This is a genomic window from Hydrococcus rivularis NIES-593 (assembly GCF_001904635.1).
Taxonomy (GTDB): Bacteria; Cyanobacteriota; Cyanobacteriia; order Cyanobacteriales; family Microcystaceae; genus Hydrococcus; species Hydrococcus rivularis.
The window spans coordinates 160,132-185,498 of sequence record NZ_MRCB01000003.1 but is presented as its reverse complement, the minus strand read 5'-3'; the positions used below and the strand labels follow the sequence as shown (position 1 = coordinate 185,498).

The 25,367-nt window shown below is 48.0% G+C and carries 19 protein-coding genes and 1 tRNA gene; 13 read left to right on the top strand and 7 right to left on the bottom strand.

Translation table 11 applies throughout. The features are described from left to right. Window positions 1-25: 25 nt before the first annotated feature. The 4 genes from NIES593_RS04680 (at window position 26) to NIES593_RS04665 (ending at window position 11,009) form a co-directional block, all read left to right on the top strand. Window positions 26-3,427 carry a methyl-accepting chemotaxis protein gene (locus NIES593_RS04680; protein ID WP_073598474.1) on the top strand — a complete coding sequence of 1,134 codons (3,402 nt, stop codon included), beginning with the start codon at window positions 26-28 and terminating at the stop codon, window positions 3,425-3,427. A gap of 99 nt (window positions 3,428-3,526) precedes the next feature. Then, on the top strand, window positions 3,527-7,006 hold the full coding sequence (locus NIES593_RS04675; protein WP_073598473.1) for a methyl-accepting chemotaxis protein: 3,480 nt from the start codon (window positions 3,527-3,529) through the stop codon (window positions 7,004-7,006). Window positions 7,007-7,104: 98 nt separating this feature from the next. Then, the gene (locus NIES593_RS04670; protein WP_073598472.1) at window positions 7,105-10,473 is read left to right on the top strand and encodes a hybrid sensor histidine kinase/response regulator; all 3,369 of its coding nucleotides are present in this window, start codon (window positions 7,105-7,107) and stop codon (window positions 10,471-10,473) included. After that, on the top strand, window positions 10,470-11,009 hold the full coding sequence (locus NIES593_RS04665) for a chemotaxis protein CheW (RefSeq protein WP_073598471.1): 540 nt from the start codon (window positions 10,470-10,472) through the stop codon (window positions 11,007-11,009). The genes NIES593_RS04670 and NIES593_RS04665 overlap by 4 nt, the downstream gene beginning before the upstream one ends. Before the next feature lie 60 nt (window positions 11,010-11,069). On the opposite strand, the gene NIES593_RS04660 is transcribed toward NIES593_RS04665, so the two are convergent. Beyond that, window positions 11,070-11,151: transfer RNA gene (locus NIES593_RS04660), tRNA-Leu, on the bottom strand. Between the two features lie 97 nt (window positions 11,152-11,248). Here NIES593_RS04660 and NIES593_RS04655 point away from each other — a divergent pair. Together NIES593_RS04655 and NIES593_RS23920 are read left to right on the top strand one after the other, a co-directional pair. Further along, entirely contained in the window at window positions 11,249-11,707 is a 459-nt protein-coding gene (locus NIES593_RS04655; RefSeq protein ID WP_073598470.1) for a YbhB/YbcL family Raf kinase inhibitor-like protein, read from the top strand. Window positions 11,708-11,790: 83 nt separating this feature from the next. Next, the gene (locus tag NIES593_RS23920; protein WP_175561034.1) at window positions 11,791-11,937 is read left to right on the top strand and encodes a hypothetical protein; all 147 of its coding nucleotides are present in this window, start codon (window positions 11,791-11,793) and stop codon (window positions 11,935-11,937) included. Window positions 11,938-11,997: 60 nt separating this feature from the next. Here NIES593_RS23920 and dpsA read toward each other — a convergent pair whose 3' ends face one another. After that, complete coding sequence (dpsA, locus tag NIES593_RS04650; RefSeq protein ID WP_073598469.1) at window positions 11,998-12,555, bottom strand: DNA starvation/stress protection protein DpsA; 558 nt, start codon at window positions 12,553-12,555, stop codon at window positions 11,998-12,000. A 228-nt stretch (window positions 12,556-12,783) separates the two neighbouring features. Here dpsA and NIES593_RS04645 point away from each other — a divergent pair, with 228 nt between their 5' ends. Next, the gene (locus NIES593_RS04645) at window positions 12,784-13,044 is read left to right on the top strand and encodes an Asr1405/Asl0597 family protein (RefSeq protein WP_073598468.1); all 261 of its coding nucleotides are present in this window, start codon (window positions 12,784-12,786) and stop codon (window positions 13,042-13,044) included. 24 nt (window positions 13,045-13,068) lie between these two features. Continuing rightward, entirely contained in the window at window positions 13,069-13,641 is a 573-nt protein-coding gene (locus NIES593_RS04640; protein WP_073598467.1) for a (2Fe-2S) ferredoxin domain-containing protein, read from the top strand. A gap of 18 nt (window positions 13,642-13,659) precedes the next feature. Here the strand turns inward: NIES593_RS04640 and NIES593_RS04635 are convergent, their stop codons facing one another. Continuing rightward, on the bottom strand, window positions 13,660-14,472 hold the full coding sequence (locus tag NIES593_RS04635) for a slipin family protein (RefSeq protein ID WP_073598466.1): 813 nt from the start codon (window positions 14,470-14,472) through the stop codon (window positions 13,660-13,662). 260 nt (window positions 14,473-14,732) lie between these two features. Here NIES593_RS04635 and ylqF point away from each other — a divergent pair, with 260 nt between their 5' ends. After that, window positions 14,733-15,575, top strand: coding sequence for a ribosome biogenesis GTPase YlqF (gene ylqF, locus NIES593_RS04630; protein ID WP_073598465.1), 843 nt, complete (start codon window positions 14,733-14,735; stop codon window positions 15,573-15,575). An 87-nt stretch (window positions 15,576-15,662) separates the two neighbouring features. Here the strand turns inward: ylqF and NIES593_RS04625 are convergent, their stop codons facing one another. Further along, window positions 15,663-17,255, bottom strand: a complete 1,593-nt coding sequence (locus NIES593_RS04625) for a B12-binding domain-containing radical SAM protein (protein ID WP_073598464.1) — start codon at window positions 17,253-17,255, stop codon at window positions 15,663-15,665. Window positions 17,256-18,161: 906 nt separating this feature from the next. Between NIES593_RS04625 and NIES593_RS04620 the strand changes: the two genes are divergently transcribed. The 3 genes from NIES593_RS04620 (at window position 18,162) to NIES593_RS04610 (ending at window position 20,924) form a co-directional block, all read left to right on the top strand. Next, window positions 18,162-18,845, top strand: a complete 684-nt coding sequence (locus NIES593_RS04620; RefSeq protein ID WP_073598463.1) for a hypothetical protein — start codon at window positions 18,162-18,164, stop codon at window positions 18,843-18,845. Between the two features lie 81 nt (window positions 18,846-18,926). After that, window positions 18,927-20,399, top strand: a complete 1,473-nt coding sequence (gene zds / locus NIES593_RS04615) for a 9,9'-di-cis-zeta-carotene desaturase (RefSeq protein WP_073598462.1) — start codon at window positions 18,927-18,929, stop codon at window positions 20,397-20,399. Window positions 20,400-20,477: 78 nt separating this feature from the next. After that, window positions 20,478-20,924 carry an SRPBCC family protein gene (locus tag NIES593_RS04610; protein ID WP_073598461.1) on the top strand — a complete coding sequence of 149 codons (447 nt, stop codon included), beginning with the start codon at window positions 20,478-20,480 and terminating at the stop codon, window positions 20,922-20,924. 150 nt (window positions 20,925-21,074) lie between these two features. On the opposite strand, the gene NIES593_RS04605 is transcribed toward NIES593_RS04610, so the two are convergent. Beyond that, the gene (locus NIES593_RS04605) at window positions 21,075-21,509 is read right to left on the bottom strand and encodes a DUF6335 family protein (protein ID WP_073598460.1); all 435 of its coding nucleotides are present in this window, start codon (window positions 21,507-21,509) and stop codon (window positions 21,075-21,077) included. Between the two features lie 181 nt (window positions 21,510-21,690). Between NIES593_RS04605 and NIES593_RS04600 the strand changes: the two genes are divergently transcribed. Further along, window positions 21,691-22,500, top strand: a complete 810-nt coding sequence (locus NIES593_RS04600) for a pentapeptide repeat-containing protein (protein ID WP_073598459.1) — start codon at window positions 21,691-21,693, stop codon at window positions 22,498-22,500. A gap of 69 nt (window positions 22,501-22,569) precedes the next feature. Here the strand turns inward: NIES593_RS04600 and NIES593_RS04595 are convergent, their stop codons facing one another. Both NIES593_RS04595 and NIES593_RS04590 read right to left on the bottom strand, forming a co-directional pair. Next, window positions 22,570-23,100 carry a DUF928 domain-containing protein gene (locus NIES593_RS04595; RefSeq protein ID WP_281250701.1) on the bottom strand — a complete coding sequence of 177 codons (531 nt, stop codon included), beginning with the start codon at window positions 23,098-23,100 and terminating at the stop codon, window positions 22,570-22,572. A 161-nt stretch (window positions 23,101-23,261) separates the two neighbouring features. Then, window positions 23,262-25,157, bottom strand: a complete 1,896-nt coding sequence (locus tag NIES593_RS04590) for a DUF1822 family protein (protein WP_073598457.1) — start codon at window positions 25,155-25,157, stop codon at window positions 23,262-23,264. Window positions 25,158-25,367 lie beyond the last annotated feature (210 nt).

The window sequence follows — 25,367 nt, the reverse complement described above, 5'->3', positions numbered from 1 at the left end:
CTGAATTTTTGACGAGGTTGACTTTATGACTCAGATTCCTCCTAAATCCGATCCTAAAGATTTTGTTAACAGTCGTCTGCCAGAAGACGATCGCGCGTTTCTGACAGACCAAACAGCCTCTGGCGACGAGCTGCCAACTCAAGCCTTTTACGCCGAATCAGAAGCGATCGCCGATGACAAAGAGCCGCTCCTAGAGTCAGAAGAAGCAGCGATCGAGCCTTGGGAACATCAAGCAATGCCGCGCAAGTCAGGTTGGGGACAAAAGCTGAATCTCAAGACGAAAGCAGCAGTGCTGGCACTGGCGATCGGAATTATTCCCGCCGTGGCGATCGGGTCGATCGGTTACTACGCCGCCTCACAATCGGAAACGCGACAAGTTTACACTGCCAAAAAAACCCAAGTCGATGCTCTTTCACAAGTCTTGACCAACTTCTTAGCCGAACGCTACGGGGATATCCAGGTGATGGCTGATTTGTCAGTTCTGGCAGATCCTCGACTTAGAAACACGACATCGCTCCAGGAAAAGCAAGCCAGATTAGAACAGTACATCAAGAGCTATAAAGTCTATGAGAGCATTGTCGTCATAGATATGAAGGGCAATCCCATCGTGCAAGCAGGATCGAATGACAGACCTGCCAATTTTCTTGAGAAAAAAGTCGATTACTATATGGAAGTTCTCAAGACCGGCCGTCCTGCCCACTCGCAACGTCCATCAGTTGTAACTGGAAAATATGCTTTGTTTTTCGCTGCGCCAATCAAAGACTCGGTAACGGGGCAAACCATCGGCGTTATTCGCACTCTCGTTCCGATTAAAGTGGTCGAAGATTTAATTAAACCCTTTACTAATGAAGCCAATGAAGTCCATTTGGTAGATAAATCGGGTAAAGTTTTCTTGGCTCCAGAAGGCGAGCAAAAACTGGTGGGTCAGTCTTTAGACAAAGAATACCCCGAATTTGAAGCGAAACTATTGACCGATCGAACGGGTCTTACTACCCTGCGAGATGCTCAGAAAAACTCGAACGTTCTTTTAGCTTACTCAACCCTACAAAAACGAACCGACCTACCTGATTTTGACTGGCGCATATTATTGAGCACTCCAACATCGACTGCTTTTGCCGCTCGGAGACAGTTATTGCTAACTACTTTGTTGGGAACGGGAGCAACTGCGATCGCAGTTGGTATTATCGCCGTTCTCCTAGCCGAACGCCTCACTCGACCGATTATATCGGCAGCCGAAGCCGTAGAAAAAATCGGTCGCGGCGAATTGGATACTCGCGTGGCGGTATCCGGGGAAGACGAATTAGCGGCTTTGGGAGCCAACATCAACGTCATGGCGGCTCAGCTAGAAACGTTGGTGCACGAACAAGCCGTATCGGTCGAACAAGCTCAGCTCCTCAAAGATCTTACAGTTAGAATTTCTCAAGCGCTGGATGTCGATACGATTTTTAGGACGACTGTAGAAGAAATTCGCAAGGCAATTGTATCGGATCGCGTTATTGTCTATCTCTTCGACAAAAACTGGAAAGGCACGGTCGTTGCCGAATCGGTGGTATCGGGCTTCCCCAAAGCGCTAGGCGCGCAAATCGCCGATCCTTGTTTTGCCCAAAACTATGTCCAGAAATATAAGAAAGGTCGCGTTCAGGCAACGCCCGATATTTACAATGCCGGGTTGACCGACTGTCACCTCGCACAACTCGCCCCCTTCAGCGTCAGAGCCAATCTCGTCGCGCCTATCGTCGCTAGTGGAGAATTGCTAGGCTTGCTGATCGCTCACCAATGTTCCGGGACTCGCAATTGGCAAGTCGGCGAGATCGACTTCTTCACTCAAGCGGCTATCCAAGTCGGTGCGGCGATCGATCGTACTAACCTCTTGCAGCGACAGCAAATCGAAGCCGAACGGGCAGGAGCTCTTAGAGATATTACCTTGGAACTGGCTCAAAAAGTTACGAAGGAGGAAATTCTCGCGCAACTACCGCTCGATAAGGTTCGTCATGCCCTCAGTTGCGATCGCATCATTCTCTACCAATTCGATAAAACCTGGAAAGGAACGGTCATTGGCGAGTCGGTAGCCGAGGAATTTCCTAAAGCCTTGGGAGCGCAAATCGCCGACCCCTGCTTTGCCGAGAACTACGTCCAGAAATATAAGAAAGGTCGCGTTCAGGCAACGCCCGATATTTACAACGCCGGGTTGACCCAATGCCACCTCAAGCAGCTAGAACCCTTCAGCGTCAAAGCTAATTTGGTTACGCCAATCGTGACGAGCGGCGACTTGCTGGGCTTGTTGATCGCTCACCAGTGTTCCGGCACTCGCCAGTGGGAAGAAGCGGAAATTAACTTCTTGGCTCAGGTGGCAACGCAAATCGGTCTGGCACTCGATCGCACCAATTTGCTAGACAAACAGCGTCTATCCGAGCTAGCACAGCGCAAAGAAAAAGAAAAATTGCAACAGCGAGCGCTGGAATTACTCATGCAAGTCGATCCGCTCACCCAGGGAGACTTGACCATCCGCGCCACCGTCACCGAAGACGAAATTGGTACCATTGCCGACTCCTACAACTCCACTATCGAAAACTTGCGCAAAATCGTCTCCCAGGTGAAAGAAGCCGCTCAAAAAGTAGCCCTGACCACCAGTAATAACGATGCCTTGGTCGCTGCCCTCTCCCAAGGCGCCATGCAGCAAACCGGAGAAATCGCCGCCGCCCTAGAACGCATTCAGGCGATGACCAACTCCATTCGCGCGGTTGCCCTCAGCGCCGAGCAAGCCGAAGAAGCGGTAGACCAAGCAGCTCAGACAGTAGAAGAGGGAGATGCTGCCATGAACCGCACCGTAGAAGGGATTATGGCAATTCGTCAGACGGTAGCAGAAACGGCGAAAAAAGTCAAGCGTCTCGGCGAATCGACCCAGAAAATTTCTAAAGTCGTCAATCTGATTAGTAGCTTCGCCGACCAAACCAACCTGCTTGCGCTGAACGCTTCGATTGAGGCGGCGCATGCGGGAGAACAAGGTCGAGGCTTCGCGGTGGTCGCCGATGAAGTGCGAAACCTAGCGCGGCAGTCTGCCGAAGCAACCGCAGAAATCGAAAAAGTCGTAGCGGAGATTCAGGCAGAAACTAACGATGTAGTCGCGGCGATGGAAGAAGGCACCGAACAGGTGGTTATGGGAACCAAACTAGTAGAAGAAACTCGTCAAAGCCTCAACCGCATTGCCTCAGCCAGCGAACAGATCGGTCAGTTAGTAGAAGCGATCGCCAAAGCAACCGAAGAACAAACCGAAGTGTCCGAAGTCGTCAGCCAATCCATGACGGGGATTGCCGCGATCGCCAATGAAACCTCATCCTCTGCGACCGACGTGTCAGCCTCCTTCAAAGAACTCCTCGCAGTCGCGCAAGCCCTCCAAGAAAGCGTCGGCAAATTCAAAGTTAGTTAAGCGCGAGAAGTGAGTTGTGAGTCGGCAGTCGTTTCTCACTCCAACCATCGGCAACTAACCTTCGCCAACCAATCGTCCAGCAACTACTAACCGCTAAGCATGACCCAGACCCCTCCTAAGCCCAATTTCAAAAAAATCGCTAACGATCGCAGTTTAATATCTCAATCTCCTCAAAGAGAGACGCGGACTCCATCGCCACAGCTAGTGCCTTCTCCAAGCCAAATCGAGCTATTAGACGCGCCTAAAGAAGGTAAAGCCAACCTTTGGCAAAACCTGAGCTTTCGATGGAAACTGGCGATATTGCTGATTGCTGGGGCTGCCCTGCCAACAATCGGCGTAACTCAGGGAATTGTTTGGTACAGTCAAAAGACCGCTCAAGACACGCTCAAAGAAACGGTTGCATCGAATGCAAGCGGATTCCAAGAAGATTATATTCACTGGCTACGACTGGAGAGTTCGGGACAGGTTCAGGCGATCGCCGACGTACTTGGGGCAAGCAAAATAGATTTGCAAAATCCCGCACAAATCAAAGCCAACCAAACGCTATTGCAAAGTCTGATCGTTCCCTCCAAGATCGAACAAGAGCGACTTGACGGATGGAAAAGCTTCAGAATCATCGCTAACGCCCAGGGAAAAACGATCGCTCAGTTCCTGAGAGTTCATAAAGATTATCCCCTAGGAACCGCTGCCGAAGATCGCAGCGAGGCAATTGAAAATGTCTCTTTACCCACAGGAATCGATCTCGGAAATATTGCGATCGTTAAAGAATCCCTACGCCTCAAACGCCCGCTCAAGGGAATCGAACTGCTCGATCGCTCGGTCATCCAAAAGTTGGGGTTGGGAGAGCAGTTTAAGGCTTCCGATGCTAACAAAGGGATAAAAGGACTGACTGCGATGGCAGTCGAACCGATCGAGGTCAACGGCAAAGTAGTAGGAATTGCGATCGCAGGAGTACTTCTTAACCGAAACAACATCTTAGTCGATACCTTCCGAGAATATTACGGCTCAGAAGCCAGTTTATATGCAGGCGACTTGCGAGCCAGCACGACGATAGCCGCAGCCGACGGAAAAAATCGAGCCATCGGCGATCGCGCTGCCGAAGCCGTCAAGAAAGCCGTTCTCGGCGGCGGAAAAAGATTCCCTTGGCGCGAAGAGATCGGCGGTAAGCCCTATCTGACCTATTACCTACCCCTATACGACTATCGACAGGATTTGAATCCCCAGCAAGCCAAACCAGTCGGAATGCTTGCTGTTGGAACTGCCCCAGAGACTTTAAATAGCGCCGTGAATAGCGTTCGCATCGTCGGCTACGGCATTGGCTTAGTGTTCTTGCTGGCGGCTGGCGCGATCGCAATCCCGGTAGCAGGAACATTTTCCCGTCCGCTACGGCGCTTGCAAGATTTTGCTAGAGGGATCGCTAACGGCGAAAAGATCGCTGGGTTAGCGGATACGGCTCGTCGAGATGAAATTGGAATTCTCTCTCAAGAACTCGATCGCATGGCGACCAAGATGGAGGCTAACCTAACAGCCCTGCGTCAAGAAAAAGCTCGCGAACAACTTCTCAAAGAAGTCACCTTGGATCTGAGCCAATACCCTCAAGTGAAAAATGCTTTCGAGATCGCCTTAGAAAAGCTTCGGATCGACCTCAATGTCGATCGCGCCTTTTTCTATCGCTTCGATGAAGAAACTTTAGCCGGAGAGGTCGTCGCTGAATCGGTAGCCCAAGGCTTGCCTCGCGCTCTAGGGGCTTTAATTACAGACCACTGTTTCCAAGATCGGCTTGCTGAGGAGTATCGTCGAGGTCGCATCCAAGCCCTATCCAATATTTATGAATCTGGATTAGCGGATTGCCACATCAAAATGCTAGAGGCGTTTGCCATCAAAGCTAACTTGGTGGTGCCTATTCTGCGCGGCAGTCGCCGCATCCTAACGGGTTTATTGTCCGTCAACCAGTGTTCGGAATCTAGAGTTTGGCAGCCAAGTGAAATCGAGCTACTAACGCAGATTGCAACGCAATTCGGTCTAGCGATCGACCGAGCGAACCTAATCGAGAAGACTGAGATCGCCGCAGAACGCGCTCAAGCCATCAAAGACCTTACGCTCAAGATATCTCAGTCCCTCGATTCCAAGACAATCTTCGATACGGCTGTGGCAGAGATCCGCCAAGCGATTCGTACGGATCGCGTCATTATCTATCAGTTCGACAAAAACTGGAAAGGCACCGTAGTTGCCGAATCCGTTGCCGACGAATTCCCCAAAGCGCTAGGAGCAGAGATCGCCGACCCCTGCTTTGCCGACAAATACGTCCAGAAATACAAACAAGGTCGAGTTCAACCAACTCCCGATATTTACAAGGCTGGCTTGACCGAATGCCACCTCAAACAACTCGAACCCTTTGGCGTCAAAGCTAACTTGGTTGCACCTATTGTGGTAGGGGAAGATTTATTGGGCTTATTGATTGCCCACCAGTGTTCGGCTCCCCGCAACTGGGAGCCGGCAGAAGTGGACTTTTTTGCTCAGTTGGCTACGCAAGTTGGACTGTCGCTTGAGAGAGCCAGCCTCCTCGATCGCCAGCGCCAGGAAAAAGAAAACTTGCAGCGACGAGCGCTAGAGTTACTAAAGGAGGTAGATCCCGTCAGTCAAGGAGATTTGACAATTCGCGCTACCGTCACCGAAGATGAAATCGGAACTGTAGCGGACTCCTACAACTCCACCATCGAGAGCTTGCGGAAAATCGTAGGGCAAGTAAAAACGGCTGCCAAACAGATGACCCTCACCACTAGCCAAAATGAGGTATCCGTACAAACTTTATCTCAAGAAGCCGTGCGTCAGTCCCAAGAAATTACTGATGCCCTGGCGCGAATTCAATCCATGACCAAATCGATTCGCGAGGTGACAGCTAATGCCAAGCAAGCAGAAATGGCAGTTCAACAAGCCTCCCAGACAGTGCGATCGGGCGACGCTGCCATGAACCGAACCGTAGACGGAATTTTGGCGATTCGGGAAACGGTCGTTGAGACTGCCGAGAAAGTCAAGCGCCTTGGAGAATCGACCCAGAAGATTTCTAAAGTCGTCGGTCTGATCGGTCGATTTGCCGCTCAAACTCACATGTTGGCGCTGAAAGCTTCTATTGAGGCTGCCCGCGCCGGAGATGAAGGACAAGGTTTCGCGGTGATCGCCGATGAAGTAAGAATTCTAGCCGCGCAATCGGCAGAGGCAACGGCGGAAATCAGTAACTTAGTAACCAGCATTCAGTCAGAAACTAATGAAGTAGCAACGGCAATGCAGTCGGGAACCGAGCGAGTGGCACTGGGAACGAAACTGGTGGAGGAAACTCGCCAAAATCTCACCAAGATTGCCGAGGCGAGCGCTCAGATCGACCAGTTGGTTAGAGCGATCGCCAAAGCCGCCAACGAGCAATCTCAAGCGTCTGAAACGGTTAGCCAGACCATGAATGAAGTAGCAGCGATTTCGACTAAAACCTCAAGCGAAGCCACTCAAGTTTCCAACTCTTTTAAAGAACTGCTGACAGTAGCCCAAACGCTACAAAAGAGCGTCGGTAAGTTCAAGGTAGAGTAAATACGGAGTTTTAAGGCTGAATTCCGAGATTCGATCGTCAATATTGAAATATTACTTATTCTTATTTCTCATCTCTATCCTCTACTCACGAGCAAACGATGGCACTCAACTCCGATATCCGCGACCAAGCTTACCAGTTTTTCATCGAAGAAGCGCCCGAACTGTTGCATAACATCGAAAGCGGGTTACTTACCCTTCGAGAAGAGCGCAGTACGGCAAAAGTCCACGAAATCATGCGAGCTGCTCATTCTCTCAAAGGAGGCGCAGCGAGCGTGGAACTGAACGCCATCAAAACTCTGTCTCATCGCTTGGAAGATACTTTCAAGGCACTTTACAGCGAATCGGTCGAAATCGATACCGAGCTAGAAAGTTTGCTCCTGCAAGCCTATGACTGTCTCAAAAATCCCTTGATGGAGCAAATCCAAGTGGGTAGCTTCGATGCAGACGCGGCGCTGCAAGTTGCCGAACCGATTTTTAAGCAGCTCGAAGAGCGCTTGGGAGATAGTCTCGCTAACGCAGATCGGTACATTCCCTCCTCTAGCGATTTGGGGATCGATATCGTCTCCTCGATCTTTGAAGTCGATGTCGCTCAGGGATTAGAACGCCTTGCCAATGTCGTTGCCAACCCTCAAAATTACGAAGTGGCTGGAGAATTGCGGGCGCAAGCAGAAGTATTTGTTGGATTTGCGGAGTTGCTCGGGTTGCCTGGATTTGGAGAAATTGCTCAAGTCGCTTTGCAAGCTCTCGATCGCCATCCCGATAAAACGTTACAAATTGCCCAACTGGCGCTGGCAGATTGGCAGATGAGTCGAGAGCAAGTCCTAGCAGGCGATCGCGATCGTGGTGGCAATCCCTCTGAGGCTCTCATCGCTCTGGCTCAAGATTCGACAGGAACGGCAGCACCGCTCGTTCACTCCGAAATAATTGAAGCTCGATCTGGCTCTGAAGCTCAACCTCTAGAAGCTTTCTGGGGTGAAACAACCCCTCCGGCACTAGACAATATCTTCGGAACCGCAGCACCCGATCCAGAAACTGCGCCGATTAATTTTAGTGCCCCTTCTCTCGATGATATTTTTGGTTCGGTCGCCCCTGAAACTGCCGAAGCAGCACCCTCTCTCGATGATATTTTTGGTTCGGTCGCCCCTGAAACTGCCGAAGCGGTTCCTTCTCTCGATGAAGTCTTCGGTTCGGTCGCCCCTGAAACCGCCGAAGCGGTCCCCATGCTGCATCTTACCGAGTCCAAACCCGAAGAACTAGCAGAGAAAATTGACGCAGCCGTTCAATCGGTCGAGCAAATTTTCGATCGCCTGCCGTCAATTGAGGAAACTTCCGAACCTTCTGCTCCTCTCTCTTTTCCGCTTTCTGCCTCTGCCACTCCTGCGCCGATTGCCGATAAAACCGATCGAGAAACATTTACCGAACCGGACAAACATCCAGAACTTCCCGGCGTGCCAGCAGCCAAGGCAGCCTCTAATCTCTCAGTTCGGGTAGACTTCAACCGCTTGGAGCGGATGAATAACCTAGTCGGCGAGCTTTCCATCAACCGCAACAGCCTTTCGTTACAAAACGAGCAAATCCAGGGGGGAGTTAAAGAGCTACTAGCTCGCTTTGCCCGGTTCCAGAAAATGACGGGGCAATTGCGAGAATTGTCAGATCAAATGTTAGTCAAACCAATGAATGACGAGCTTGGAGGTCTGAAATCGGATCGAGATTCAACCGCCGCTTCGAGTCAGAGTTCGGAATTTAGAATTCAAAGCTTGGCTGAATTCGACGCTCTGGAAATGGATAGTTACGGAGCGCTCTATTCGCTGCTGCAAGGGCTAGTGGAAGAGATGATCCAGCTCGAAGAAGCCGTCGAAGATATCGTCCTGTTCGCGCGTAACTCTAACCAAAGTCTAGAGCAACAGCGTCAGATGCTCACCAACTTGCGGGATGAGTTGATGTGGGCTAGAATGCTGCCTTTAGGCGAAGTTCTCAACCGCTTCCCGCGAACCTTACGCGACCTATCTACGACTTATCGCAAACCCGTGAAGCTCAAACTGAGCGGAACGGGGGTATTGGTGGACAAAGCCGCACTGGAGAAGCTCTACGACCCCTTACTGCACTTGCTCCGCAATGCCTTCGACCATGGAATCGAACCGCCAGAGGTGAGAAAACAGCAAGGCAAATCAGAAGAAGGACAAATCGAAATTCGGGCATTCCACCAAGGCAACCAAACCATTATCGAAATCAAAGATGATGGTCGGGGTCTGAATCTGGAAAAAATTGGGCAGAAAGCCATTAGCGTTGGCTTGGCAACTCCGGAAGAACTGGCAATGATGACCGAAGATCGCATTGCCGAGCTGATTTTCGAGCCAGGATTCTCTACCGCTAGCCAAGTCAGCGAACTGTCGGGACGAGGAGTCGGTCTCGATGTGGTTCGCTCTCAGTTGCGATCGCTCAAAGGCACTGTCGTAGTAACCTCTACGCCTGGAAAAGGAACGACTTTTACTTTGCGTCTCCCCTTGACCCTAACGATTTCTAAATTGCTGGTTTGTTTGATGAACCAGGAAGTAACCGGACAAGCAACTGCCGTGGCTTTGCCCTCCGACAGTATCGAAGAAATTATTATTCCTACTGGCGAGCAAATTAAAAAATCGGGCAGTCAGCGCTTCTTGCATTGGCAGCAGCAAATTATTCCGATTTATCGATTAAACGAACTGTTGACCTATAATTGTGCCTTGCCAGAAATTACGTCCAGTAAGGTACTCAGCTCGGTGCCCACCCCGGACGATTGGGCACTACCCCTCCTGCTGCTGCGTCGAGGACAGCAATTATTTGCCTTGGAAGTCAATCGCTTGGTGAGCGAACAAGAGTTAGTTATCAAGCCATTCGGAAGCGCGATCGCTTCTCCTAGCTATACTTATGGTTGTACGATTTTGGGAGATGGCACCCTAATTCCGGTTATCAACGGAGGCATCCTGCTAGACCAGTTCCTAGAACCCGAAACAGCCAAGGCAGCAATCAAATCGGCGTTCTCGGACAAACAACAAATTGCCAATGCAAAATCAGCGCCAACGGTTGCTCAGGCAACTACTATTCTGGTGGTGGACGACTCGGCCACCCTACGCAGAACGCTTGCCCTTACCTTACAAAAAGCTGGCTATCGCGTCGTTCAAGCCAGAGACGGACGAGAAGCGATCGAGCAACTGCAACAAACTGCGGGCATACAACTCGTTATTTGCGATGTGGAAATGCCCAATATGAATGGCTTTGAATTTCTTGGGCAGCGCCGCCGCGATCCCGAAATGACTAAGATCCCAGTCGCCATGCTTACTTCCCGCAGCAGCGACAAACACCGCCAGCTTGCTATGCATTTAGGAGCTAGCGCTTATTTTACCAAGCCTTTTATCGAACAACAATTTTTAGCAGCTATCAAAGACTTGCTCGCTCAAAATTCCTCTAAAGCTCTTACCGCCCTAAGATGAACGATCTCTCTAACAACCAATCTCCCAATATCGGACTGCCAATCGGACAGAGCCAACGATCGATTAAATTACTGACTTTCGGTGTTGGCAAACTGAATGTTGCTCTACCGGTCGATCTCGTCAAAAAAGTTGTCAATTACACTCCCATTTATGGAAGCGGACTCAGCCATCTAGGAGTAGCTCGCATTGACGATCGCGAGATTACGGTAGTTGACTTACACAAGCGCCTATTTAACGCCAGCCAACTCATACCATCTGGAGCGCGCGGTTATCTCATTATTGCTAGGAATAGCGTTGGCGAATCTTTTGGGATTTTGGTCGGGCAAGCTCCATCTTTGCATGACGTGCCTATCTCTCAAATTCGGGCACTACCTGCTTCTTATCGTCGCGCCGATACGTTGGAGATTGCCAGCCACGTCACGGTTATTTCTCACAAAGAGGAATCGCTGACAGTTTTTATCCTAGAAGTCGATCGCATCGTTCCGCCAGTTTCTGGGATCATTTCTGCCTCGCCCCAGCTCAGTTTTCCCTTTTAGATAACAAAAAGGTAAAAGTAAGGTTTTCTCTTTTGCCTTTTACCTTTTGCCTTATTAAAATGCGGATGGCGAGACTTGAACTCGCACGGCAATAGCCACACGCACCTCAAGCGTGCGCGTATACCAATTCCGCCACATCCGCAAGTGCTTTTCAAGCATAGCATATCTCGGATCTCACAAGCAATGGTAGGAAAGAATGTATTAGCATAAAAATTGCCGTAAACGCTGAGGTATCAACAATGAAATTGACCAGTCCCGCGTTCGCGCATGAAGGGAAAATCCCCCCGAAATACACGTGCGATGGAGAAAATATCAATCCCCCACTCGTTATATCCGACGTTCCTGCCGAAGCGAAAAGCTTGGTGTTGATTATGGACGATCCCGACGTGCCAAAACGCCTGCGAGCCGATGGGATGTGGGATCATTGGGTAGTCTTTAATATTGCGCCCAGTTTAACGGAAATTCAAGAGGGCAAAGAACCACCGGGGGTTCATGGCATCGGCACCAGCAAAAACTTGAACTATTATGGTCCTTGTCCCCCAGACCGAGAACATCGCTACTTTTTTAAGCTTTATGCTTTGGATACTCAGTTAAACCTTCCAGAGAAAGCAACCAAGCAGCAGGTGGAACGGGCAATGGAGGGTCGCATCTTAGCCAAAGCAGAACTAATGGGAAGGTATGAAAGAATTAGAAACTGAAGAGAAAAAAAGATCTCACTTGCCAAAAGTTTTGCTAGTATGTAATTGAGATCGTAGTGGATCGACCTAAACCCTAGAGTGAAGTGGCAACGCCTCTTATAGGAGGCAACGCCAAACCAGGATCTGAGGAAGAGGCGACTAAGGTAAGGAGAAAGCGAGAAGCTGGCGATCGGTTCCAATTAGAAAAGGTTACGGAGGGAACCTTGGAAAATCAAACAGAAATGATTTGACGGGCTGAGTCTATAAGTGACAAAGCCCGTCAAATTATTGTGCCTAACATCTGTGGCTTTTTAGTGACTGCTTCCATTCTTAACGAAAGCTAGGGTCAAGCTATCGGGTACGAGGAAGTGATTGAGATGGTAAGCTCTCTCTTCTGTTTTTAGAAGGATTTTTTCATACAAATAGCGAGTAGCGCGATCGCCTAAACTTTCTGCTTGAGCGGCTTGACGGCGTATGAGTTGGATTAGCGCTTGTTCGGCTTCTAGATCGTGCTCTATCATTCGGCGGCAGTCATAGGCACCGTCAGGTTCGGGAGAAAAACAACACAGTTCTGCCAGCTTAGCAAAACTAGCGACTGGAATTCCACCCAATCCATTTAAACGCTCTCCAAGATCGTGTACGTGTTCCTGTACCGCTTCGTAGGATTCTTGGAAGAACTCGTGCAGTTGATAAAATTCGGAACCTTCTACAACGAAATGATGTTTTTGATATTGAAGGTATAAAGCCTGGAAGCTAGCAAGGGTAATATTTAACCCCTCACAAACTGGTGCTGTTACACTTTTGTCTAACAAAACCGGATTGTCGCCAACTTCGCCAAAAGCACGCAGTAAACCTTGAGCTGTAGACATAGTTGCGTTCTCCTCTCGATTTGAGAATGCCTTTAGAAATATTCTAGTCTACGCAGATCGCGCGAAAGTGTAAAGAAAATTACTGTAAGTCTTAAAGTTTAAAACTTTTTTACCAAGCAGCCAACTAGCACCGAATATCTTCTTAAAAACTACTTGAGAATAATTAGCATTTATAGATATACTCAAACTGGAGGATATAAATGCCAAAGATTATCATTTAATTAAAAAATGAACGGTGTCAATTCACAATTAGCATCAAGTTATGTTGTCAATGTCAACTGGGCAGATCGGTGGGCTATCTATCGCCGCTTGCAAGAGTTACAAATTCCTTGCCATTGCAAAACCGATCGCCCTTTACAAGTAGCCATTCACAGTCCCACAGCTGCCATTCAGCTATGGAGTGCAGTCAGACAAATCGCCACACCTCGCTGGGAATTAGTCCGTTGGTTAAATGGCTGCTGGCATCTGGAAAGTAATGTCAACGAGTAGTGAAATTTAAGTCTGGTGGAAAAAATGTCAAGTGTTATTCCCGAAGTCTCGGACTTTAGTCTGGTCGGACAATTACTAGGCTTTATTATTAAAGATAGTTATAAGATTAAGTATCTGAGAATTGCTTTTGCCGATCGCGAATATTGGGTCAAGCCAGCTAAAGAAATTCGCGAGCAGATCTTAGAAACTATTGTCCCCGGTAGCTGGGTTGAAGTACGGGGAATGAGACAGCAATCTCGTAAGACGGGTAAAGTCAAACTGAAAGCGAATTCCGTCAAACCCGTTAAGATCGACAATAATACTTCAATTCCAGTTTCTGTTTCCGAATCGCCGCCACTGTCCAAAGCCAGTATTTTAGTGTGTCAAAAATCGAGTTGTTGGAAAAGAGGAGGTCGAGCAATCTGTCAGGTATTAGAAGAAAGCTTGCGCGATCGCGGCTTGGCGGACAAAGTTCAAATTAAATTAACGGGTTGTCTCAAACAATGCAAACAGGGTCCCAACTTAGTTATGATGCCCGATAAAGCGCGTTACTGCCAAGTCCGACCGGAGCGCATTCCAGAATTGTTGGAGGAGCACTTTGCTTCTAGCTATAGTTAGGTAAAAGCTTGAACGATCTTACATCCGCAGGCGATCGCCATTTTTTAGCTGCTCGTTTTGTTTTTGTTTGTCGCTATTTTGGAGACTTTCCGACCATTGCTTAGCAAGGGTAATCATATCCGACGGCATCATTACAATTGTTGTCGTGTTGTTTTCTGCCCCAATTTCCGTTAGCATTTGCAATCGCCGTAACTCCAGCGCTGCCGGATTTTCCATAATTTTTTGCGAGGCTTGCGCTAACTTAACTGAAGCTTCTTGTTCGGCTGAAGCTTTGATAAGGCGGGCGCGTTTTTCGCGTACCGCTTCTGCTTCTTTCGCCATTGCTCTTTGCATTGCCAGGGGAATTTCTACATCTTTCATTTCTACCCGTTCGATTTCGATGCCCCAAGGTTCGGCCATCTCATCCACAATTTGTTGAACCTCGTGATTAATTTTGTCCCGATTTTGTAGGACATCATCGAGAATGTTTTGTCCGACAACGTTTCGTAGCGTGGTCATCGCAGCCTGATAAACAGCTACTTGATAGTTCTCAACCCGATTAATGGCTTTGGAAGGATCGAGAATCCGATAGTAGAGAACTGCATTGACTTTGATCGTAACGCTATCAGCCGTGACTGTTTCTTGAGGAGCAATGTCAACGGTTTTAGTACGGACATCCACTTGAGCTTTTCGATCGACTAGGGGGATAATCCAATACATGCCCGGCCCTTTGATGTCGTTGAATCGTCCCAGACGAAAGATAACGCCTCGCTCGTATTCGCGATCGATTTTGATGCCGCTAACGCCAAAGAGAAAAACTAAACCAATCAGAGTGCCCAGAATCGCTTCCATATTCGACTCCTCGAATGCTCTAAAGTCTTTTTGCATTCAGATTCGAGATGATTCCATTTTAGAAAGCCTGAGGGTGGAGAGGCGATAGCTTAACAAAAAGATCGGTAAATCTTATATTAATTGTTTGTCTACTTACTGTGTCAATTTTGTTTTGCCTGGTTTTGTGGTAGTGCGAAAGCTCCTTCGCGTCTTGCTCGCACGAGCGAGACGCTCGTACTACGATCGAATCAAACTTGACAAACTACTACCTACTGACTTCCATGCCACCTGAAATCCAATGGTATCCCGGTCACATTGCCAAAGCGGAACGACAGCTCAAAGAACAACTCAAGCGCGTCGATGTCGTGCTGGAGGTGCTAGATGCCAGAATTCCCCTCGCTTCGCACCATCCCCAAGTAGCGGAATGGATTGGTAGCAAACCGCGAATCTTAATTCTCAATCGCGCGGATATGATTCCCGAATCGGTGCGTCAGGCATGGCAAGCTTGGTTTAAGCGACGGGGAGAAGTACCTTATTTTACCGATGCCCAACAAGGTCAAGGTATTAGAGCCGTCAGTAAAGCGGCGCAAGCGGCGGGAGTCGAGATGAATCGGAGACGGCGCGATCGCGGCATGCGTCCCCGTCCCGTTCGTGCAGTGGTCATCGGCTTTCCCAATGTCGGTAAATCGGCGCTAATTAATCGTTTGTTGGGGCGCAAAGCCGTTGCTAGCGCCCGTCGTGCGGGAGTGACTCGCCAACTGCAATGGGTGCGGATTTCCGAGTCAATCGAGCTACTAGATGCGCCTGGGGTCATTCCTTCTAAGCTAGACAATCAAACCGATGCCGTCAAATTAGCCATTTGTGAAGATATTGGCGAGGCAGCTTACGACAATCAGCACGTTGCCGCCGCTTTGGTCGATCTCTTGGTTGAGCTAGCCTATGAGGAAATATTGCGATCGCGCTACGGATTAGATCCCCTCTCCATGACTGGGGAAGAATATATTCACGCGTTGGCAAACAGTCGCTATCAAGGAGATGCTGAAAGAGCAGCGCTTCAGTTATTAAATGATTTTCGTAAAGGATTGATGGGAGCGATTCCTCTAGAGTTACCGCCGACGAATTGAGGTTATTTTAAGCAAAAACTGACGAATTTGGTGAGTTTCCCTTCCCCCTTTTTCAAGAGGGAATTAGGGGATGAGAGCAAAAGCGCTCTAGACAGCTGTTTTCTCTTGCCAATCGGGCCTATCCGCACCGCCTAACTTGGTGACTATGGGAGAATGGGTTGCCAGATGAGTGGCTAATTGGGCGTTAATCTGGTCGCGCACAATTTGACGGTAGTCATAAAAATGTTCTATGAAAGCACAAACTTTTATATAGTGATCGGTAACGCGGGGATTGTATCGAAGGATCTTAAACAAATTAATCCAGAACTTCCAGCGCGTCTTGCGAAGCATCCCCTGTCGCCAAATTAAAATGAGTAAGGCGCGAATTTCTCTCAACCTAAGCCGAAACTCTCCAGAATGCTTGGGCGCTCTTAGCTTCATAAAGTGACGGAAGGTGCGATCGAGATAGCGTTCCGGATCGTAGAGTTGCCAAAATCCCTCGATATATTCGCGGGCAATATCTTCGATGGGACGAGTCGGCACGAAGTTCATGAGCGTCGTCTGATTCATTCCAGATTTTTCTGCGAGTAGTCGTCCTTCTTTCTCCAGTCGATGCCAGAGAGCCGTATTTGGGAGTGCCTGCAACATGCTGAACATGGCGACGGGAATGTCTGTCTGTTCGACAAAGCGAACGATGCGATCGCCCGCCCCTGGTTTTTCACCATCGAAACCAATGATAAATCCCGCCATAACGCGCAATCCAGAGCGCGTAATCTTTTCTATGGCTTCGCTTAGGGAGTTGCGGGTATTTTGAAACTTTTTGGTTAGGTTTAAGCTGTCCTCGTCTGGCGTTTCAATCCCCAAAAAGACATTGGTAAAGTTGCACTCTGCCATCAGTTCCATCAGTTCTGGATCGTCGGCTAAGTCTACCGAGGCTTCAGTCAGAAACTTAAAAGGATATTTCTTTTGAGCCATCCAGACTTTCAACTCTTTCAGTAACAACTTGACGTTGCGCTTGTTGCCGATGAAGTTATCATCTACCATAAAAACCGAACCTCGCCAGCCGAGATCGTACAGGCGATCGAGTTCTGCGAGAAGTTGTGCTGGCGTTTTAGTCCGGGACTTACGACCATAAAGAACGATGATGTCGCAAAATTCGCACTGGAAGGGACAGCCGCGCGAAAATTGCAGCGACATATTGTCGTAGGCGTCGAACTCCAATAAATCATAGCGAGGGATAGGGGTTTCGGTAACGGATGGTTTTTCGGTTGCCCGAAAGGTGCCGTTCGCTTCCCCGCGCGCGATCGCTTCTACCAATAATGGTAAAGTGATTTCGCCTTCATCAAGAACTAAATAATCTGCTCCTGCCGCTTTCACTTCGTCGGGAAGTGAAGTAGGATAGGGACCTCCTGCAACTACTCGCTTTCCTCGCCGCTTTGCCTCTTGGATTTGGGCGAGCATGTCTTCTTTCTGGACGATCATGCCAGAGACGATGACCAGTTCTGCCCAATCCCAATCTTGTTCGGTCGCCTCACGAACGTTGCGATCGACTAATTTATACTCCCATGCTTGCGGAAGAATCGCCGCAACGGTAATTAAACCGAGAGGAGGTAATAATGCCTTCCGATTCACGAGGGCTAAAGTTTTCTCAAACGACCAAAAACTCTGAGGAAATAGGGGATATAACAATAAAACTCTCATGTAGCTTGCGTTTTTCCTTGCTTTGCTGAGTTTGAGTTTTTCAAGCTTAACGTATTAGGAAGCTTGTCCATTATTCCCAATATAAAGATTCTTTAAGCCAGTCTTTGTCAGGAATATCTCACTAGATGACTCGGACTGGCGATAGAAGTGACATACACAAAGACAGAGAAGGAAGGAAGATGGTTCCTGCGAGTCTTGATTTATTATTTATGCCTTACCAAATAATTTCATTATCTTACCTCAAAAAGCTTACTATCGCAACTCTCCAGAGATATTTGACAAAAAGCTAGCAATTGTTCAAGAAAAGTCTTTTTTATGGTTAACAACTTATAAGTTTGCGAGTCGGACACGCTTATTTGAAATACGCCTTCAAAAACCGGAATATATGTATATTAATATCTGGCTAGGGATATTATGGGAGAGAGACTAGCGAGGTTGCAGTCAATAAAGTTTTTCTCTAAAATTTTTAGAGAAAGATTGGCATTTTTTTTGCTTGAATTTTTCCTTGCTTTTTTGCCTTTTTTTAATAACCTATTATTAAGAGACTTGTTTGGTTTCTTAAGAAGAAATTAACTATTGAAAATCTAAAATTCACTTTTTAATTTCTGAAACCCCCAAAATTAAAATATTAAGAAAGAAAAATAAATTAGCGATTGTCTGTTTCTATTTAATCCGCAATTGAGTAAAATCATAAATTACATCAATCGTACCCTTATGCCCTTATGAAACCCCTATGTTTATTCAAGACGAAGAAGTCTCTGGCAAATCGAAGGCTGTAGCTGAGTGCTTGACATAAGCAAGATAAGCACAACCCCAATTTCCCTGATGAATTCAGAAAATAGTCTATTTTCTTAGGAGAGATCGATCGCTGCCCCCAAAATACTTCTAGCTGTCCACAAACCGTTGATGACAGACTTGGCTAACGACTTAACAGCTACCCAAATAGCCGCATTACTGGCTCGTTATGGGTTTGAGTTGAGAGGATATACCGCACTAGAATTAATCGACCAGTGGCTGCGACTATATCCAGCTAAATGGGTTCGCTTAGCTGTCGTAGAAGCTCTCTATCAAGGACGTTACAAAGCGATTTCAGTGGAACATATACTTAGCATATGGCTGCGACGCGGACAGCCAACGTTTCACTTTTCCTATGAATTTGAACGTCTCGTGTTTCGGGTTCTTCCTCCCGCTAGCGAATCTAAATCTGCCTCGGACGCTACAGAAGATTCAGAACGAGAGGAGGATAATGAATTAGTCGCTCGCCTGCAAGAAGTTTCCAAGAGATTGAGCCGCTTCCATCAAGCGATCGCCAAGAAGCCGTCTACAGCTAACTCTACTCCAGAAGAGTTGTCAACCATTACTCTCAATCGTTCTACCTCTCAACAGTCAAGTCTAGTTAGCGCTCAAGAAAATACCCTTCTAGAGGCAAAACCGCAACAGAAGTCTCCCCCTCTCCCGGACAACGAGTTTAGACCCTTGGCAAGCAAGCGACGAGCCATTCGCGAATTTACCCCAGCGATCGATCAATCTGACTTTTACTCTAAGCTCAAGGCAGTCGTTCGACAAGAATTAGACGAGAATTCTGAATAAAGATGAGGTAGCTTTAAATTTCGACCTCAGCGGGTAACTTCTCTTTTAAAATATGTTAAGAAACTGAAAGGAAAAGACTCAATGCGCATTGCGATCGTTGGTGCAGGATTAGCAGGAATGGCGACAGCCGTCGATCTAGTCGATGCAGGCTGCGAAGTAGAAATTTTTGAATCTCGGCCGTTTGTTGGCGGCAAAGTCGGCAGTTGGATCGATGCTGACGGCAACCATATCGAGATGGGATTGCACGTCTTTTTTGGCTGCTACTATCAACTGTTCGACTTGATGAAAAAAGTCGGTGCTTTCGAGAACTTACGGCTTAAAGAACACACCCATACCTTTATAAACGATGGGGGACGAGTCGGAGAATTGGATTTTCGCTTTATTACGGGCGCCCCCTTCAACGGATTAAAAGCCTTTTTTACCACTTCCCAACTCTCAACGGTCGATAAAATCGCCAATTCGATCGCGTTGGGAACTAGCCCATTGATTCGCGGTTTAGTAGACTTCGACGGGGCAATGAAAACAATTCGAGAGTTGGACTCGATTAGCTTTGCCGACTGGTTTCGCCGGAAAGGCGGCAACGACGGAAGCCTCAAGCGGATGTGGAACCCTATCGCTTATGCCTTGGGATTTATCGATACCGAGCAAATTTCCGCTCGCTGCATGCTAACCATTTTCCAGTTTTTTGCGGCAAGAACGGAAGCCTCGATCCTGCGCATGCTGGAAGGGTCTCCCTCTGAATACTTACACAAACCCATTATCGATTACATTGAAGCGCGCGGCGGAAAAATATATACCAGACGGAGAGTGCGGGAAATTTTCTACCAGGAAAAAACAGGACAAATGCAAGTAACTGGGATGGCAGTTGCCAACGGCGAGACGGAAGAAACCATTGTTGCCGATGCCTATGTTTGTGCTTGCGACGTTCCCGGTATTCAGCGCCTTCTCCCGCCAGCTTGGCGCAAATGGACTGAGTTTGACAATATTTATAAACTCGATACCGTTCCTGTGGCGACAGTGCAACTTCGCTTTGATGGATGGGTGACAGAATTACGAGATCCGCAGGCACGCCAACAATTAGAAAAAGCTGTCGGAATCGATAATTTGCTATACACTGCCGACGCTGATTTTTCTTGCTTTGCAGATTTAGCACTCACCAGTCCGGGAGATTATTATAAAAAGGGACAGGGATCGCTGTTGCAGTTAGTGTTAACCCCTGGCGATCCTTTTATCAAAGAGAAAAATGAAGCGATCGCCCAACACGTCCTCAAACAAGTTCATCAACTCTTTCCTTCTTCGCGGGAGTTGAATATGACTTGGTATAGCGTCGTTAAGCTAGCCCAGTCTCTCTACCGCGAAGCACCAGGAATGGATCCCTATCGTCCTCCGCAAACAACTCCTATCGCTAACTTTTTCTTAGCAGGTAGCTATACCCAACAGGATTATATCGACAGCATGGAAGGTGCTACAATTTCTGGACGGCAAGCGGCAAAAGCGATTTTAAAGGGTGCTGAGACATTAAAAGTCAACGCGCAACTATCAACAGCTGGATAATCTGCCGATCGCTGGCTTGGTAGTCGAGAATAGAAATAGAGTAGATAGTTAAATCTCTCCCCATCCATTCCAAATCAAATGACGAACTGGTTAGAACATACCGTCCAAATTGAGATTGATGCTCCTATCGAACTTGTCTGGAATCTCTGGTCAGATCTAGAACAAATGCCGCGTTGGATGAAGTGGATCGACTCGGTTAGAGTTTTAGAAGACAACCCCGAACTCTCTCGCTGGAAGCTGGCTAGCGGCGGTTTCGAGTTTACCTGGCTTTCTCGTATTCTCAAGTTAGTGCCGCATCAGATCATCCAGTGGGAATCGGTTGATGGTTTGCCTAACCGAGGTGCAATCCGTTTCTACGATCGCCATGGTAGCAGTATCGTTAAAATGACCGCAGCCTATGCCATTCCTGGATTTTTAGGTAAACTAATGGATAATTTATTTTTAGGACGGATCGTCGAGTCAACTCTGCAAGCCGATCTCGAACGCTTTAAACAGTACGCGATGCAAAAGCAGGCTCAGTCTTAGTAACTAGCGACTTGTTATTGGTAAATCCGAACTCGCAAGGCAGTTAGAGATTAGTTAGTGGTGAGTGGTTATCAGTTAATTATCCCCCGTTCCCCAGCCTCAGAAGTCTCCACACCTTCGCCTGAATTATCTTTTTTATGATGGGGGCGCTTATTCAAAACGTTCCCAATAGTCTTCTGAGGACTCGGGTTCTAGTTCCCAGCGCCTGCGATCGCGTCGTTCCAACTTGTCTCGCGTGCGGATAGGTTCCCCATCGACTGGAGCAATCCCCATCGACTGAAGTAGTTGTTCGGTCACGCTTTGGTCGGGCGTAGGAGTCTGTCCGCCGACGGCTTCTTCTCCCACGACTTCAGCTTGATACCAATCGTCGTCGAGATCGCCCCCCGTCACGTTAGTACTAGAATGACGCTCGTAGGTAAACCTCTCCCAGGCGCGTTCCATTCCCATACTGCGATCGACCAAGCCCTCAAAAATTAGCTCGGCTTCTTCGGTTCCGATTAAATCGGCTAATAAAATCTCTTGAGAAATAATTTCTGGCGCTGCTTTAGGCGAATTGATAGGTTGAAAAAAATTACTGTCTTTCATGACGATCGCTCCTACCCCTTAATCATGAAGCATGAATTGAGCCTTTAATTAAATGTTATTAACTCGATGAGGCAGCTAATTCTTTCCAATAAAGACTCTTAACGACTCGAAAGGAAATTTCATAGAAGATAACAAGCCTTACTCTTTTGGTTCTATGGCTGAGATCACATCGCTCTTTACTATGAAATCACCGCCCTTTCCCTTTAAATATCGGACGATCGAGCTAGAAAGTAAAACGATTGAAAACTCTGGTTTAGCCGAGAATTCTCGTAGTTTTCACGATTTCTATCGCCAATCTAACTTGACAAGAATGGAAAACGAACTTTATCTTGCTCGACTAAAACAAGATGTCGATGCCTGGAATCAATGGAGAAAGGGCAATAGCCAATGGATCGACCTCTCTCGCGCCCAGTTGAGGGGTGCTGCTCTCAGACGAGCCTGGCTCGACAACATCGATCTGAGCGAAGCCAACCTCAGCCGCGCCGATCTCAGAAGAGCGCGTCTGTGCAATATTTGCGCGATCGCAGCCGACTTCACCGAAGCCAATCTCAGTCGAGCATCTTTGCAAGATGCCGTTCTCAAAAGAGCCAATTTTGCGAAAACTTCCTTAAGATGGGCTTGTTTAATTGGATCCGATCTCAGCGGAGCTAACCTAGCGGGAGCCGACTTAACGGGAGCCGATTTGACCAATACCGACTTGAGCGGAGCCAACCTGACGGGGGCGGAGCTGACGGGCGCAGACTTGAGTGGAGCTTCTCTGATCGACGTGCAAGCGTGCGGAACCAATTTTCAAGGAGCAATTTTCACCGGAGCTTGCCTGGAAAATTGGAAAATTGACAAGGCGACGCAGTTAGACGAGCTAATTGGCGATTACGTTTATCTCGAATCCGGTCGGCAGGGGCGCTTTCCGAGCAATGGCAGCTTAGGGCTAGGAGAAATCGGTCAGCGATTGCAAAAACTTTTAGGAAAGATCGAGCCTTTAGGGACGTGATGCTCCACGGCGGCTAGAAGCCCCGTGGCTTTTTTTGAGCAATCGAGAGAGCGAACAAACGCGATTTTTTTAGGTAATGTTTTGTGAATTTAAATAGGGTTTTAGGTTCGGAGTGCAACAATCGACTAAGGGAATTTCTGCCAGAGATCCCAACCCGACAGAATTTAGCAAACTCGACCAATCAGCCTGCAAGCTAACGTCTTTTGGGTTGGCGCGGTGCAGTTCGGCTAACTCGGCGATCGTTGCGTGCCAAATGCCGTTTCGAGCATAAATAGCGATGCGCTCTCGCTTCGAGACTGTAGCTTTTAGCTGGCGGTTGAGGATGGCATTCGGTACGATCCGTCGAATCTTGCCGCCGACAACGGGATTTTGAGAAGGGCTTTGGGGATTGATCGAGACGGAGAAAAACGATCGATACTGCTTGTTCGCGTCTAGGAGGCGATCGAGGCGAACGCTAATTGTACCAGGCGTTTTGGAGAGAGGTATGCGTTGCTTGTAAACGAAGCGATCGCCTTGATACAAAACGAAATCTGCAAACAGATCGGGGGTTGCTTTGGTGGAAATATAAAACCAAAAGGTGGACGTTGCAGAGACGGTCAGCGTTGCAACCGCAAAACGCCAACTAATATGCCAGTCGCAATCGCGGCTAACGCGCAGGGAACGAACTGATTACTGTACGGGCGGGTTTGGATTTATTGGAATCAGATTGGTTGTCTTGACCATTAAACCCACCCCTACTGATAACCGATCGTGCCAGCACGTCAAATCACAAAATCTTCTTTGATGCTAAAGATATTGTGGGCTATTTGAATGCTAAAGCGTTCTTGGGCTTCGCCCCTAAAGCGCGGTAGCTGAATGAAGTTATCTTGATTTTGCGATCGCACTTCCCGCAACGTTTGCCCCGATTCATTGAGTAATGCTAGCGTCAAGTTATCGGGAAGTACGGTTCCCTCTCCCATCGGTTGAAGTTGGATGCGAATACCGATTTTTCGATCGCAATCTTGAGCGATCGCGACTAGCAAAGCCACCTGTTTTTGAGATTCGGGCAACCGAATCGCTTTGAATCGTTTGATGGTGTCTTCTCCTCTCAGGTGATAAATACTGCGCAGCCGAGGTAAAATTCTGGGGTTTGCGATCAGGGCTTCTACGGGTTGCCAAGCTTCCTCAAAAGTATGGTCGAACCATTGGCTGAGGTTAGTTGGTTGTTTGGGCGATGGCGTTAATTCAATCGTATCTTCAAATGCAGACGACAATTTGAGGCGATGGGAAACCTTGCCGCTAATTTGCTCGACGAGCTGGCTGGTGACGTATTCCATTACCATGGTCGGGAGAGCGAAAAGAGACTTTCCAGCTTCGGATGTCGTGGTTTCGAGCAGCGATCGCTGCCCCAGAGAGGCAAGGGCTTCTAAGAGTTCGCCTTGGGAGATAGGTAAGCCCAGATTGGTTGCTAGGCTAGAAAAGGAAATCGGTCGTCGCTCGATCGCCAGCCAGTAGAGAACTTCCCGCTCCAACTCCGACAAGCGTCTCCTCAGCGGCGCTAGCAGTTTGTCAATATCCCCGAAAACAAAGATTTCTCGTTCTAAAAATTCGGCGACATTGCCATTAAATAAGTCGCGAATGAGTTTGGCAGCCAGCTTGAGCGCGGCTGGATTGCCCTGATAGCGTTCGACAAGCGATCGCCAACTGCTAAAATCGCTCAGTCCCTCAGCTTGCAAAATTTCTCCGGCATCGAAGATCGATAAGCCAGATAAAATTAATGAACGCACGGGGGCTGATTCTCCCTCCAACCAACCAATCTCTCTCGGATTTTCTAGACTGGTGACTAACAAGCAACTCTGATGCGATTCTTCTCCGACTCGCGCGAACAGTTCGCCGTAATTCTCGTAACCTTCCCGATAGCGTCCGGCTAGTTGATTGGGTTGTAAAATGGCTTCCACGCCGTCAAGGACTAGCAAACAGCGCGACGAGCGTAAATAACTCATCAGCGAAGATAGTGAATCGCCTTCATATTCCGATTGTGCGCCAGAAAAAGCTTTTTGCAGGCTGGCAAGCAGTTCTTTGAGCCTAGGAGCTTGACTCAAAGAGCACCAGAGCGTGCAGTCAAACTGTTCTCGAATTTCTTCTGCCAGTTGTCTGGCGAGAGCCGTTTTGCCAATGCCGCTAATGCCTCGTATGGCGATTAGATTACAGCCATCTTGTATCCATTGTTTGAGGGTGGCTAGTTCTTCAGTTCGACCGAAGAAGACGGATCGTTCCGGCGTTTCGTTCCAATTGTGGCAGGTTGCTATTTCTGAGGTGACATGCCCGTCCAATTCTTCATGAGAGGTCGAGCCAATGTTTTTCTCATTTGGATTTTCTTCGATTAGCTGCGATAGGGTTGTTTTGACTGGTAGGGAAAACAAGCGTCTCTCCAAAATGACCCGAAAGTTGGTTTTGCTAACTTCTTCTCCCAAAACTTCTGAAAGCAGTCGCCAGAGCCGAGGTCCAATGTCGCGCATGAGGTAATTGAGACTGTACTGGGAGTTTTCTGCCATTTGGTCGTAGGTCATTCCTTGCCAGGTTCCCTCAAGGATAGTTACCTCTGGGGCGCTCAGGTGTCTGCCTGCTTGCTGAAAAACGATAGCATCTACAAAGTTCAAGGTTTCTTCAAAATTCATCGATCGATTAGGGTAGGGAACTTTACTCCATGTAATTTTAGGCAATATTCATTCAAGCATAACTTGGCTCGGCAGCCTCTCCTGTTTATTTGTGTTAATAGTATGCATAACTCGTACTCGAAAACCCCGATGATACATGCCAAATTTATCAAATTATATTTGCATTATTTCCATTTAACATAACTCACCTCATAAATTATGTTGAAAAAA

Coding starts and splice junctions, on each gene's coding strand:
- NIES593_RS04680 (WP_073598474.1), top strand. CDS start 26: ATGACTCAGATTCCTCCTAAATCCGATCCTAAAGATTTTGTTAACAGT.
- NIES593_RS04675 (WP_073598473.1), top strand. CDS start 3,527: ATGACCCAGACCCCTCCTAAGCCCAATTTCAAAAAAATCGCTAACGAT.
- NIES593_RS04670 (WP_073598472.1), top strand. CDS start 7,105: ATGGCACTCAACTCCGATATCCGCGACCAAGCTTACCAGTTTTTCATC.
- NIES593_RS04665 (WP_073598471.1), top strand. CDS start 10,470: ATGAACGATCTCTCTAACAACCAATCTCCCAATATCGGACTGCCAATC.
- NIES593_RS04655 (WP_073598470.1), top strand. CDS start 11,249: ATGAAATTGACCAGTCCCGCGTTCGCGCATGAAGGGAAAATCCCCCCG.
- dpsA (WP_073598469.1), bottom strand. CDS start 12,555: ATGTCTACAGCTCAAGGTTTACTGCGTGCTTTTGGCGAAGTTGGCGAC.
- NIES593_RS04645 (WP_073598468.1), top strand. CDS start 12,784: ATGAACGGTGTCAATTCACAATTAGCATCAAGTTATGTTGTCAATGTC.
- NIES593_RS04640 (WP_073598467.1), top strand. CDS start 13,069: ATGTCAAGTGTTATTCCCGAAGTCTCGGACTTTAGTCTGGTCGGACAA.
- NIES593_RS04635 (WP_073598466.1), bottom strand. CDS start 14,472: ATGGAAGCGATTCTGGGCACTCTGATTGGTTTAGTTTTTCTCTTTGGC.
- ylqF (WP_073598465.1), top strand. CDS start 14,733: ATGCCACCTGAAATCCAATGGTATCCCGGTCACATTGCCAAAGCGGAA.
- NIES593_RS04625 (WP_073598464.1), bottom strand. CDS start 17,255: ATGAGAGTTTTATTGTTATATCCCCTATTTCCTCAGAGTTTTTGGTCG.
- NIES593_RS04620 (WP_073598463.1), top strand. CDS start 18,162: ATGACAGACTTGGCTAACGACTTAACAGCTACCCAAATAGCCGCATTA.
- zds (WP_073598462.1), top strand. CDS start 18,927: ATGCGCATTGCGATCGTTGGTGCAGGATTAGCAGGAATGGCGACAGCC.
- NIES593_RS04610 (WP_073598461.1), top strand. CDS start 20,478: ATGACGAACTGGTTAGAACATACCGTCCAAATTGAGATTGATGCTCCT.
- NIES593_RS04605 (WP_073598460.1), bottom strand. CDS start 21,509: ATGAAAGACAGTAATTTTTTTCAACCTATCAATTCGCCTAAAGCAGCG.
- NIES593_RS04600 (WP_073598459.1), top strand. CDS start 21,691: ATGAAATCACCGCCCTTTCCCTTTAAATATCGGACGATCGAGCTAGAA.
- NIES593_RS04590 (WP_073598457.1), bottom strand. CDS start 25,157: ATGAATTTTGAAGAAACCTTGAACTTTGTAGATGCTATCGTTTTTCAG.